The 13,170-nt window shown below is 35.3% G+C and carries 12 protein-coding genes; 10 read left to right on the top strand and 2 right to left on the bottom strand.

Annotation, left to right across the window (positions count from 1 at the left end):
* The first annotated feature begins 2 nt into the window (after positions 1–2).
* Together BM012_RS20765 and BM012_RS20770 are read left to right on the top strand one after the other, a co-directional pair.
* Positions 3–1,688, top strand: coding sequence for an asparagine synthase-related protein (locus tag BM012_RS20765; protein WP_061803935.1), 1,686 nt, complete (start codon positions 3–5; stop codon positions 1,686–1,688).
* The gene (locus BM012_RS20770; RefSeq protein WP_061803936.1) at positions 1,681–1,938 is read left to right on the top strand and encodes a PqqD family protein; all 258 of its coding nucleotides are present in this window, start codon (positions 1,681–1,683) and stop codon (positions 1,936–1,938) included. The genes BM012_RS20765 and BM012_RS20770 overlap by 8 nt, the downstream gene beginning before the upstream one ends.
* A 274-nt stretch (positions 1,939–2,212) precedes the next feature.
* Here BM012_RS20770 and BM012_RS20775 read toward each other — a convergent pair whose 3' ends face one another.
* Positions 2,213–4,000: an ABC transporter ATP-binding protein gene (locus tag BM012_RS20775; protein WP_061803944.1), complete on the bottom strand. Its 1,788-nt coding sequence runs from the start codon at positions 3,998–4,000 to the stop codon at positions 2,213–2,215.
* Between the two features lie 786 nt (positions 4,001–4,786).
* Here BM012_RS20775 and BM012_RS20780 point away from each other — a divergent pair.
* The 6 genes from BM012_RS20780 (at position 4,787) to ltrA (ending at position 10,044) form a co-directional block, all read left to right on the top strand.
* Complete coding sequence (locus BM012_RS20780; RefSeq protein WP_061803937.1) at positions 4,787–5,206, top strand: MarR family winged helix-turn-helix transcriptional regulator; 420 nt, start codon at positions 4,787–4,789, stop codon at positions 5,204–5,206.
* Positions 5,207–5,226: 20 nt separating this feature from the next.
* Positions 5,227–5,619, top strand: a complete 393-nt coding sequence (locus BM012_RS20785; protein ID WP_061803938.1) for a rhodanese-like domain-containing protein — start codon at positions 5,227–5,229, stop codon at positions 5,617–5,619.
* A 5-nt stretch (positions 5,620–5,624) separates the two neighbouring features.
* On the top strand, positions 5,625–6,062 hold the full coding sequence (locus BM012_RS20790; RefSeq protein WP_074842888.1) for an EVE domain-containing protein: 438 nt from the start codon (positions 5,625–5,627) through the stop codon (positions 6,060–6,062).
* Positions 6,063–6,467: 405 nt separating this feature from the next.
* The gene (locus BM012_RS20795) at positions 6,468–6,977 is read left to right on the top strand and encodes a MepB family protein (RefSeq protein ID WP_061803939.1); all 510 of its coding nucleotides are present in this window, start codon (positions 6,468–6,470) and stop codon (positions 6,975–6,977) included.
* Between the two features lie 295 nt (positions 6,978–7,272).
* Positions 7,273–7,707 (top strand): HXXEE domain-containing protein, encoded by a 435-nt coding sequence (locus BM012_RS20800; protein WP_061803940.1) that lies wholly within the window; start codon positions 7,273–7,275, stop codon positions 7,705–7,707.
* 687 nt (positions 7,708–8,394) lie between these two features.
* Positions 8,395–10,044 carry a group II intron reverse transcriptase/maturase gene (ltrA, locus tag BM012_RS20805; protein WP_061803941.1) on the top strand — a complete coding sequence of 550 codons (1,650 nt, stop codon included), beginning with the start codon at positions 8,395–8,397 and terminating at the stop codon, positions 10,042–10,044.
* 174 nt (positions 10,045–10,218) lie between these two features.
* Here the strand turns inward: ltrA and BM012_RS20810 are convergent, their stop codons facing one another.
* Positions 10,219–10,659, bottom strand: coding sequence for a DUF4275 family protein (locus tag BM012_RS20810; protein WP_061804552.1), 441 nt, complete (start codon positions 10,657–10,659; stop codon positions 10,219–10,221).
* Positions 10,660–11,037: 378 nt separating this feature from the next.
* Between BM012_RS20810 and BM012_RS20815 the strand changes: the two genes are divergently transcribed.
* Together BM012_RS20815 and BM012_RS20820 are read left to right on the top strand one after the other, a co-directional pair.
* Positions 11,038–11,595 (top strand): hypothetical protein, encoded by a 558-nt coding sequence (locus BM012_RS20815; RefSeq protein WP_061804551.1) that lies wholly within the window; start codon positions 11,038–11,040, stop codon positions 11,593–11,595.
* Between the two features lie 357 nt (positions 11,596–11,952).
* Positions 11,953–12,828, top strand: coding sequence for a CPBP family intramembrane glutamic endopeptidase (locus tag BM012_RS20820; RefSeq protein WP_061804550.1), 876 nt, complete (start codon positions 11,953–11,955; stop codon positions 12,826–12,828).
* The last annotated feature ends 342 nt before the right edge of the window (positions 12,829–13,170 follow it).

Here is a 13,170-nt window from a genome sequence, read left to right on the forward strand (position 1 = left end):
AAATGAGATTTGATATAAAAATGAAAGGGGAATTCACCCCAAATTATCCAGTTATAGATAAAAATTTAATGTTAAATGGTTTCATTTGGGCAAATGATTCCAAAATAAATAATAGATGGTTTCAAGCCCTTTCTAAACAACAGGAAACCAAAGCCGTATTAGAGCTTACTGACTTACTTATTAATGAGGGAATGAGACCCTTATGTGGTATTGATGGTGCATTTTTGATGGCACTTCATGATCAAGAACGGAGTCGTAGTTATTTGTACCGTAGTATACTATGTAAAACATCATTATATTATCAAATAGATAACGGAAAGTTAAGATGGTCAACAAACCCTTTAGAGTTGTTGGACAACAAACGTTTTATACATGATCAGATTCAAAAAGAATTATTACTAGTAGCTTGTTTTAATAATAACCCACCAGATGATGGGAGCTTTTTTACAGATATACATCGATTACCCCCAGGGTATGGTTTAATCTACGATGAAGGAAATGTACAAGTCCGACAAGTGGATCAACTAGAAATTAAAAAAGGAAATAAATACCGAAATATTGGGGGTTATGTAGAAGAGGCAAACAAATTAATGGATGAAACATTTAGACGTCGATTTAACTCTAATGATACTATTGCAGTACAATTAAGTGGGGGAATAGATTCAGCGTCTGTACTTTGTCGCCTAAAACAGATTGGGATACCAGTTGTTGCATTTCATTGGTCATTTCGAGGCATAGATGCAGGAGATGAAACTCATGATGCACGTTTAATTACAGAATATCTTAATGTTCCTTTAGAGGAAATAGAGGTTTCAACGGTATTAGAAACAAATAGTTATATTAATCCAAATTGGGATTTTCATACCCCTTATGGACATAGTTTTTATAAATTATTCGAGCTTACAGCTCAAAAGATTAAAGAACATAACATAGACATCGTTACTAATGGTCATTTTGGAGATCATATATTTGGACCATTACCTGATATCTCGATGGACAATCACTTAAGTTCATTACCAATTCATGAAAGGTTACGTTATTGGTTAGAAAGTATAGGAACAGATAGATCAAGCCCTACATTAGATGAGGAATGGGAGAGAATATCTCCGAAAATGTTCCTGTATAAGGATCTTTTATCAAATAGTTCTATCGAGTTAGCGAAATCAAAATCAGAGTTATTAAGGTTTCCTAAAAATATGAACGAGGCATTCCTAGAAGTACTCAATAATGAAACTGAATCTTCTTTACAAAGTAAACTCTCTGAACAGAATGTTCATATGATGTATCCTTTAGCTAGTCGAGAATTAATCGAGCTAGCCCTACGAATTCCTTATTCATATAGGGATATACCAACTGGTGGGATGTGGGTAGACAAGCCCATACTTCGTCTAATGAATAAGGGAAAATTGCCCCCTGGAATTATTTCTAAGAATTATAACTATAATATGGGGGCATTGGATGAGCAATATGTTTTACAAAATCGAAATCAAATAAGCTTCTTATTGGAAAATTCCTTTTTATCACAATACGGAATCATTGACCCAGATAAACTAAGAAGAGTAATGGGAAATAAAAAACTCACCGCAAGGTTGGCAACATGTCTTATATCATGTTGTATGATAGAAATTTGGCTTCAAAGTTTAAATAGGGTAAATGTTACAAATTTAGAGGAGGAACATCATGTATAGGTCAAGCAAACAAGTCAAGGTGTCTACACTATACGGTGATACAATACTATTGAATACAAATACAGGGGAGTACTTATCATTTAATGAAACCGGTCAGTTATTTTGGCAGGCTCTGATTAATAACAAAAATGAGGATGAGGCATTACAAACTTTGCTGGGGCAGATTGATGCTTCTCTAGATACACTTGAATCCTCTCTTGATAAATTTAAGGACAAGTTGCTTCAAGCTAATTTAATTGAGAAAATATAATGAAGAAATAAAGGAAACTAATTAGCCAAACTAACTCATCTCATTTTGGCATTGGTGGAATTCCAGAGGGGATTATGAGTGTTTTTCTAAGAAACCTATACTTCTGTGCAGTTACTACAACGGTTACTCCGGGTTGGGACTAAACCATTATAGTGATGTACTTACTTAACGCGCATAATTCGATAATAAACCCCAACTAGCAGCTTAAGTATTATGAGTTGGCTAGTTGGGGTTTAAAAGTGTAAGGATAATAGATACATGATTTAATAACTGTTTAACTTAAAAAACCGTCGTAACTTTTTAAAAATTGTTGTTCTACAAGTTTTTGGTAAAAATCATGCTTAGAATTAAGTTCCTTATGAGTACCTTCCCCTGTCACTTCACCCTGCTCCAATACAATAATCTTATGTGCATTACGTACTGTTGAAAGGCGATGTGCTATTAAAATTGTTGTACGACTCTCCATTAATAATTCTAAGGCTTTTTGAACTAAATATTCACTCTCACTATCTAAATGGGCAGTAGCCTCATCAAGCAACAATACATCAGGGTCACGTAAAATAGCACGAGCGATTGCCATACGTTGACGCTGTCCACCAGAGAGTTTAACACCACGTTCTCCTACCTGTGTGTTGTAGCCATCAGGCAGAGAATTAATAAACGAGGTAAGAGAAGCCTGTTCAACAGCCATGTGAATCTCTTTATCTGTTACGTCTTTTAAACCATAAATTAAATTTTCACGAATTGTCCCCGCCATTATGGGACTTTCCTGTGAGACATAGGCAATACGCCTACGCCAATCTGACAACTTCAAACTAGAAATCTTCATATCCCCATACGAGATCTCACCCGAACAAGGTTCATAGAATCGTTCAATTAGGGAAAAAATAGTCGTTTTTCCACTTCCACTCGGTCCTACTAATGCTGTTACTTTGCCTACTTCAGCATGGAATGATACTTTATTTAAAATGGGTTTATCCTTTTGATAAGAAAAATTAACATTATTAAATAATAATGGTTGGCGGTTAGATAAAAGGGGATAGTCCGATACTTGAACGCAAACGGATTCTGATTTTTTATTTAATATGTAGTTAATTCGCTCAGTTGCCCCCATCGCTTTTTGGAATTCCGTGTAAAATGAGGCCATTTGGGTAAATGGGAGAATAACCTGAAATATGTATAATATTATCGCTACTAGTTCCCCAGCAGTTAAAGTACCTGCAGTCACCCGGACACCACCATATCCTATTAATGTTACCAACATTGTAAGCATTACGGTCATTACTAGAGGTGAAACAATGGAGGTTAATTTTGCCTCCCGGAGCCCCTGATAGAATAGATTATTAATCCTTGTTTTCCCTTTTTTATTTTCCAATGCTTCCGCTTTAGAGGCCTTTACTAGTCGGATATCCGAGAGAACCCTACCCAGTTCAGATTGGAAATTCGCAGTTTCATCTTGTAAGGACATTGATACGGAATACATTTTTGTACCTAGTGGCCTAATAAGAAACAGCATCACGGGGGTAGCAATAATTAAGATTATAGTTATTCTCCAATCTATGAAAAACAACAAGGCAACTGCACCAAGGATAGATATAATACTAGAAAAGAAGGGAACAACGTGCATTGTAATAAAGTATTTAACAATGTTTGTATCATTTGTTACGCGACTCATTGTATCTCCCGAGGTATGTTGATCAAAAAAAGGAATCCCCAGAGTTAAAATGTGTGTCCATAAATCCTCACGTAGTTTGGAAATTATATATTGACCAACATAGGACATAGTATATATCGAAAAACCAGAGGTAATTGCTTGAATTAAAAAAACAACAATGATTGTTAAAATCTGTCCTAATTGGAAGTTAGCGTTGGACATAGTATCAACTAGATTCATTGTTATTAATGGAATTAACAATGAAAGGAGGGCTTCCCCCATACCGAACACTAAGGCTGCGATCATAATCCAATTTGTTGGACGTCTTCGTATTATAAGGTTCCAAAATCCTCTCCATTTGGATGTTTGATATGGATGCCCTTTCTTTTTATAATTGCTTTTCTTCATCCCCACCTCGATTTTCTCTCTCTGCATTTTATACCTCCCCCTTTTAACTCGATTTCCCATAATTCCCTTTTGTAGAGTTATGGCCAGTCTTATAAGCAATTTCCTTCCTTATATTTTGTTTACTATTTTATCATTTTCGATATCGATTAACATTAAAAATCCAATAATGTAATAAAATAGAAAGGCAAGAGGTACCCATAATTAGATTATTATTTTACTAATTTATAAAATGCTGCAAGGATAAATTCTAGATTAGTCCATAGATTAAAGTTGACAACCTTCATTTTGATCCCAGCTGCTCACTCGTATGTCTCTAAATTTTCTATTTTCCACTTTTATACTCCTTTTGTATTTATCCCCCTATTATACTATCAAAAACGTTCGTAAAAATGTATGTATTTCAAAGAACGTTCGTAATTTAATTTTAAACTTAAACGAACATCAAAAGGGCTAGATTTCTAATCAAAAGGAAATGACCGTAAAAGTAAACTTTTACGGACGTGCGCTTTGCGAACTGTTTGTTTGTGTTTACTTTTTACAGAAAAAAAGGTAATTAAAGGATGTTGAAATTATGCTCGTTCATAAAAGAGAAAAGTTCCAAATTATTGTTAATTAATTAGTTTGCGATTTTTTACTTCCTTTAATCAACCTCATGGTAAATACTTCCGAAGTGGTCCGCTGTTGCTATGATAGTAAACCATTATAAGTATTTACTTGTTTTTTGAAAAATAGTCAGTTATACTGATTATATATTCAACTGATTAATATAAGGAGGTGAGGACTTAGATGAATAAGTGGAATCAATCTTATGGTTTTTTACTTGGAAAGGCTCTTCAACAAATGGAAAATAAGTTTGCTGAAGGACTGGTTCCTTTTAACATCAATTCAAGACAATATGGCGTTCTTTTATTTATTGAGGAAAACCCATACTCGTCTCAAAAAGACATATCGGACAACCTACAAATTGATCGAACGACGATGGTCAGTCATATTGATCATTTGGAAACGTTAGGATTTGTGGAGAGAACCAAGAACCCTAATGACCGAAGATCTTATAGTCTTTTAATTACGGAAAAAGGAAAGGAAGTACTGCGTTCACGTTGGGAATTTCTAACCGATGTAGAATCAGAAGTTTTAACGCCTTTAAATCAGCAAGAAATACAATTGCTGAAAGACTTTTTGATTAGAATTTGGAAGTCACTATAGAAAACGGGAGGTTATACCAAATGAACGCACTCGATTATTTTAATGCACGTCTTCAAGCGACTATAAGCCCCATGGATTACATAAAAGCAAAGGAAGTGAATCCGGAACAATACTTTTTAATTGATGTTAGGAATGGTCCTGCTCATGTAAGAAGTGTAACGATTAAAGATGCCCATGTTATACCCGAACAAGAATTAGATAATCGTTTAGATGAGATTCCCAAGGACAAGAAGATTATCGTGTATTGTTGGGATGTTTGGTGTAATACAGCTGCTAAAGTTGCCAAATCTTTATTGGAACAAGGGTATGACGTAAAAGAGTTAACGGGGGGAATTGCCGCATGGCAGGAAATGAACTTTCCAGTTTCAACATCCACTCCAGATAATTCTCCAGCCAATCATTGTGGGTGTTGATTTACGTGGAAAAGAATATAAGGTATTGGGTTGGAGTGGCTTCTCGCGACCATGTAATGAAGGGCGTTCAAGGTGGTTTTGCTCAACTTTGTCATGGTAAGGAAGCTCCTTTAAAAAAGATGAAGACGGGCGATTGGATCATTTATTATTCTCCAAAGGTACAGCTTAATGAAAGTACTCCCTATCAAAAATTTACAGCTTTAGGACGAGTTGTTGATGATCATATCTTTCAATTTGATATGGGAAATGATTTTATACCCTTCCGAAGAAAGATAGATTTTATGGAGTGTACAGAAACATCTATTCATCCTTTAATTCCACAGCTCTCTTTTATTAAAAATAAGAAGTATTGGGGTTATTCGTTTCGATTTGGCCATTTAGAAATAAGTGAAGATGATTTTAAAGTCATTAAAGAAGAAATGACAGAGATGAAAGGAGATTAGACTGTTCTAATCTTCTTTTAACTTTTTGGCAATACATGAGTAATACGGACAATTTTATAGCTTCATGTACCTATACAGTTATATAGTTGAACCCTTGTTAAAGGTACGACAAGGGCTGTTGTGGTAGGTGTGGGGACGTTTTCCATTTCGAAAGAAAGCTTGAAAATAGAATAAAAAGATATTCGTTTAAGGGGAAAAGAAATAAACTAGCAACAAGGAGATTTGTGGCAAATGTAGGGGTTACTCCCACAACCCTATAGTAGGTGTTGCAATGAAAATAAAGAAAAATAGAGTCATGTCCTGTATTGAACTTCTAATACTTGGACAGTTTTGTTTTGTGGTAATAAATGTAACCTATACTATTCAACAATCGGGCCATTTTATTTGGAATTTAGGAGTGAAGAAATGAATAATTTTTTTACAGCATTAACTTATGTAAATAAAATGATTTATGATTCGAATCACTTAACTGTAAAGTCAGTTCAAGAAGAGAAGCAAAATTCTAAGTATGGTGCTGGCACCTTTCAATTATCTTCTAAAACAGTTCGCTTCAGAGTTGCGAATATAACCCCTACTAAAGTAGGGCAGTTTGTTGCATTGTGGGAAAAGGACGAAAATAATAAAAATCAACCCTACTTATATGAGGAAGCCCCTGATTTATTAGTTATAACGACCTTTAAAAATGAAAAGGAGTTTGGTCAATTTATTTTTCCAAAAGAAATTCTTTTAAAACAGAACATTCTTAGGTCTACTTCAACAAAGGGCAAAATGGCCATAAGAGTTTATCCTAGCTGGGATAGTCCGAGTAGTAAACAAGCGATGAAAACTCAAAAATGGCAGTTACCCTATTTTGTTAATATGTGTAATCCGAACAAATTACCTTTAGAAAAAATAATAGAACTGTATGCTCTTTAATCCTCTGCAATCGGGTGATATTGTTGTATTCCCTTTAGATTTAAATAACTTTATTGTTTTATTTTTAGGATAGAAAAAGTGTATGACATGAAAATTAAACAACTTTATTATCGCCAATCACTGTAAATACTCATTAAGAAGACCCCATAGATTAGGGGTCTTTTTGTTTCTATCGATAGCATCTATTACGTTAAATAACCCTGTATGTGATATACATTGATAAACATTTAAAAGTTAATGACAAATAATAACTAAAATGTTAATTTTATATTACTGGGGAGAGGAGGTTATAAAATTGCCTGAACTTGAGTTGTACAATGTTATTTGGTTATTTGTTGTTATTTTTATGCTCCATGACTTTGAAGAAATCATTACGGTTGAAAAGTGGGCAAAAGCTAAAGGGAAAAAGGTTAAATTACATAATAATTGGATAAGAAGTAAAATTTGGAGCCTTTGGAACATAAGTTCATATACCTTTGCCAAAAGGGATATTTTTATCTTTTTATTTATGGCTATCATTACTTTTATTAAAGCTCTTTATCTAGAAAGCTATTGGAGTTCAGTTTTATTCGTGAGCTTTCTTATATTTGTATTACTACATAATCTTATACATATTTTACAAACACTAATTATCAGAGCATATACTCCAGGTTTATATACAGCTATTCTTTTAGTGACGCCCTATACAGTTTATATATTATACCGATTAAGAGATGCCTCTCTTATCTAAATAGATAAAAAACATGATTAATTATGAAAAAGCCATTGAATGTATACATCCAATGGCTTTTCTCCCGATAATGCGTGTTATGGTGCGACAAGAAGTCGCTTCTATATAGTGTGGCTTACGCCACTAGTTTAGACGCAAAAACTATCCCCATCCAAAACTGCGTGACTAGTAATAGGTACGTAGGTTGCATGCGGAAATGCGGAAACAGAGAGTCAGCGCACGGCTCAGAACACTGCTAGGGGAAGGTGAGTATGGTGAACGCAAGTGAAGGTTTATAAGCTTCGTAAACGTTAGCTCAAGATAGTGCCCAGATTGGCTTGAGTATTGATAAGAGGAAAAGCAAATTCATAACGTTGCTGTGACGCGTCCCGTATCTTGCCCGGAGTAAAGAACCCACCTAACCTCATCATATCTATAGGATGCGGAACTTGGTAAGCCCTATGTCATCTGCGGAAGCAGTAGGATGACTGTAAAGTCAAACGATGTGACAGAGGGTATAGGATATGGAAAAAAGCGAAAGCCGTTAGTCTGAAAGGGCACAGGAAAGCAAAACATTGTATAACTGAACGGATACTGTCAAATCTATTACTCTACTTATGACAGACTCGAAAGAGAGCCGACTTTCCATAGGTCTTCAACACGAAAATAAATTTGTGGCTATCTTCAGATGAAAAGGAGCGTGTTGTTATGAATACCTCGATACGAGCGTCGGCGCATGCTTCGCATATAAGTTGGCAATCTATTGATTGGAATGCCGTACAAAAATATGTAATGAAGTTACGACAGAGAATTTATCGTGCCGAACAATACAAACAACAAAGGAAAGTACGAAAGCTACAACGTTTACTCCTCCGGAGTAAAGCAAATCTATTACTATCTATTCGCAGAGTGACACAACAAAACAAAGGCAAACGTACATCTGGGGTAGATGGTTATACAGCGCTACACGCAAATGAGCGTTTAACACTTTTCCATCGAATGAAGAAACAGAGTGTGTTCCTACACCGACCACATCCGGCTAAAAGGACATTTATTTTAAAAAAGAATGGAAAACTTAGGCCTCTAGGAATTCCTACTGTAAAAGATCGTGTCTATCAGAATATGATTAAAACAGCTTTAGAACCCCAGTGGGAAGTTCACTTGGAGCCAAGTTCATATGGTTTTCGTCCTAAAAGAAGTACACACGATGCCATTAACAACCTCTTTAATAAGCTTAATACAAATAGTAATAAGAAATGGGTATTTGAAGGGGATTTTCGCGGATGTTTTGATCATCTTCATCATGGGTGGATTATGAAACAGGTTTCTAATTTTCCAGGTTCACACCTTATTAAAAAGTGGTTGAAGATGGGATACGTAGAACATGAAGTATTTCATCCTACCAAAGAAGGTACTCCGCAAGGAGGCGTTATCTCTCCTCTGTTAGCTAATATTGCTTTATGTGGCATGGAAAAAGAAATAGGTATTATATACAAACCTACCTATAAAAGTGGTTCAGGTTATAGGATTGACCCTAAATGTAAGATAGGACGTGTTCTTTATGCCGATGACTTCGTCATCGTATCTGAAACAAGAGAACAAGCTGAGTCTATGTATCAGAATTTAAGTCCGTATCTGAAAAGACGTGGACTTGAACTGAGTCGAGAAAAAACAAAGGTCACCCACATTGAGCATGGTTTTGACTTCCTGGGTTTTTCGATTAGGCAATACAGAACCCAACAAGGTAATAAACTATTCATTAAACCTAGTAAAGACAGTGTAAAGAAAGCTAAGAGTAAAATCAGAGAAACGTTTCATTTGATGAGAGGAAGACCTGTTAAAGAGGTCATAGATGTATTAAACCCTATTATAAGAGGATATGGTCAGTACTGGAAACCTGTAGTAGCCAAGAAAACGTTTAGCCATATGGATAACTATATTTTTTCGAAAGTAAAGAAACATCTTAGACATCTGCATCCAAGAAAACCAATGGAATGGATAGCTAAACGATACTTTAGGAAGCCCCATCATGGGGGAGAAAATAGATGGATTCTTACATGTCCTTTAACAAAGGTACAATTATTAAAGATGTCTTGGATTAAAATTGTGAGACACGTCATGGTGGCTTATAAGAACAGTCCGGACGATCCTTGCCTAAAAGAATATTGGATGCAACGAGACCGCAAGGTCTTTGATGCTGAAAATACTTTTGACAGAATGAAACTCGCTAGAAAGCAAGGATATCGTTGTGCGTTGTGTAAACACACTCTTCAAAATGGGGAAACAATCATTGTTCACTGTTTTAAAAATACTAAAGGGACAATAAATAAGCTCGTACATAAACCTTGTATTAAATAAGTTGTGGTTATTCGGATAAAGGAAGGCTTGAGCCGTATGAGTTGAAAGGCTCACGTACGGTTCTTAGGGGAGTTGGGGGCAGTGATGCCCCCTGCTTACCCGACGTAAATAACTTTACGGTTGTTTTAAAATATTTTATCCGTATTGCTCCATAATTATCTTTCATAATTAAATCTAGAGCTTTTCCCCTTTTCGAGAAAAGTACGGACCACACCATCCCGTTTCGTGTGTCTTTACATAAGTCCAGTTAAAGTCCTTATTCACAACATAAATATCCGTTTCATCTATTATGTCATTAGCCGTCATCCTAGATGCTTCTTTAACCATTAACGCATAATCAGAGTGCTGATAGAAAATATAACAGGTATCTTTTGGTTCATTATTAAATGCTTTTTCAGCTTCCTCTTCCTTTAAAGCTTTCTTTTTATCATAACTAAATATATGCCATAAATAGCCACAGGAATCCTTAGTATCATATAAAAAGATGGATTTTTTTTCTTTTTCACTCATATGATTAGCAAAATTGTTTTCCCATTGCTTCCGTAAATATCCTCCCCATTTTGGTATTTCCGTTACCTTAACCTTTTTCTTTTTAAGTATATCTACTAGTTCCATATATTCCTCCAAAAGTATAAACTAAGACCCACACTAATTTGTTATCCTATTCAACAAACGTTCTATTTTCTTAAGGATATTTCTACGTCAGGATGCCCCATTTAAACAACTTCCTTTTAATGATTGTCCTTTCTTCCATTCACCCATTAAACGCCACTAAGTACAACATTTCAGCCCCATAAATGAAGGTTTATTAGTTCTGATAAAACGTCATTAAGTCCTTTTTTAAGACCATATTGGCTTAATAACTTGAATAGATTTACCATACGATAAAATTTCATACAAACAACTTTTATATAAGTCTCTTTCTATATATAATAATACAAACATGGAATAATTTTACAAAAATATCAATTTTACCACAGGAAGGAGTTATTTATGAGTAAACCAGAGCTTAATATAACCCTTGTCATTGGACCGAATTGCGATATGGAGTCTCTTGCCATGCGTTTAGCACTTGAATATTTTGGCGCCAGAGTCCATGTTCATTATATTGGCAGACCCAATGATTTAATTGATGTATTGTCAGGGAAAGATAGGGCTGTAGATACGGATTACTTAATTCTAAATTTCCATGGGGATGAGGGAAGGTTTTGCATGCCAGAATTAGATCCTTCCATTTATGAAGAAGGTGAGCCCCAGGGAGAATTTTTTGAGGTTAAACACGTTAATCAGTATGCAAGGGTCAAAGGATTGCACATTATCGCTTCTGGATGCACATTGGGAGCAGAATCACTTGCAAAAGCCTTCCTTGAAAATGGCAGCCATTCTTATATGGCACCAGTTGATTACATAGATGGGAATGCGAATTTAATGTTTGTGATCAAGTTCTTCTACGAAATAATAAATAATAAACGAGGTCAGAAGGAATCTTTCCAAATTGCAAAATCAATAGACCAAGAAACAAATATATATACAAGATTTATGAGTGAATAACTCTATTCTTGTATTTTGAGGTTAGGTTATCTAGCTGACGATAATACATTTTATGTAAACTAAAAACAAAGTTCTTATGTCCTTCTTTAAGTCTCCTATATTGAGTTCAATTTGAATAAAAGTTACAATTAAGTCCTTTTTTGTTGTAACTAACCTTCATTTCTTACGTATAAAAGGTACTACACAATGAAAGATTGGGATAGAAAAAGAATACTCTTTTGAAACAATTTAATTATTTAATATAAGTATATTACCTTATGGAAATAGTGGCATTATGAGGAATAAATGTTTATCAAAAAAGGGGTTATTTTTAATTAGGTACAAGAGTTAGGTTACTATATAGGAGGTAAGCAGTATATGAGGTGGATACTTCTTTTAATTGCCGGATGGATCATATTAGTAGTGGGTCTTTTCCTAGGTTCTCTTTCTGGCACAATTGCCGAACAACAATTCAATGTATCAAGAAATATTAGGTTGTTCATTCAAGGGATTGTAATGAGTGGGCTGGTGGTTCCAACTATTCTGTATTTGTATCAGCGTGTCTATCAGCTTACGGGTATAAAACCGAAAAAGCCGGTCTATTCATGGAAAAAAGCTTATCACTTTATAACAGGAGTCCTTCTGGCTATTACGCTCGCTTCATTAGGCTTTATCATTGCCTATTCTCAAGGATGGATTACCATTGAACAATGGTATACACCTAATTATTGGCTCACGGCGCTACTGATAAATATGGTCATCGCCTTCCTTTATGAAGCTTTGCCAGAGGAATTAGCATTACGAGGGATAATATATGACGTATTACGTCATCGATTTGTCGCTTGGCTAGCTGTATTAGTTCAAACTCTGCTATTCTTATCCGTCCCTATAGTAGTGAATCAGATTCAAGCTGCTGTTGGACTTGCTCCTGGAAACTCTATTAACCTTTCTTATATTATATTAATCCTATGCTTTGGAATATGTCTACAGTTACTTCGTCTTTGGACAAAGAGTCTCTGGACAACAATGGGATTTCATCTCACCTATTTAGAAATTTCTAGATTTGTCATTTCTCCAAATGGATATGACGTTCCTCCCATTGTAACCTACCACGAATCAGTGCTAGGACTTGGTGGTTTATTTATTTCTTTCTGCATGATTATTATGGGGGGAATCATTGTATCACTCCTTATATTAGGCGTGAAGCGATTTATGCGGAAGAGTTCAAATTCAACCCAAAGTTCACTTTTATAAAGTAATATAAAACAGCACTAAATCAGATAATTAGGTGCTGTTTTGTTCTTCCTAGAATCAACATTATGGTGCGACAAGAAGTCGCTTTTATATAGTGTGGCTCACGCCACTAGTTTAGACGCAAAAGCTATCCCTGTCCAAAACTGCGGGCCTGGTAACGGGCTCGTGGATTGCATGCGGAAATGCAGAAACAGAGAGTCAGTGCACGGATCGGAACACTGCTAGGGGAAGATGAGTATGGTGAACGAAAGTGAAGGTTTGTAAGCTTCGTAATGATTAGCTCAGGATAGTGCATAGATTTGCCTGGGTATTGGTAAGAGGAAAAGTAGATTCATAATGCTA

The organism is Priestia endophytica DSM 13796 (assembly GCF_900115845.1).
In the GTDB taxonomy this organism is placed as follows: domain Bacteria; phylum Bacillota; class Bacilli; order Bacillales; family Bacillaceae_H; genus Bacillus_I; species Bacillus_I endophytica.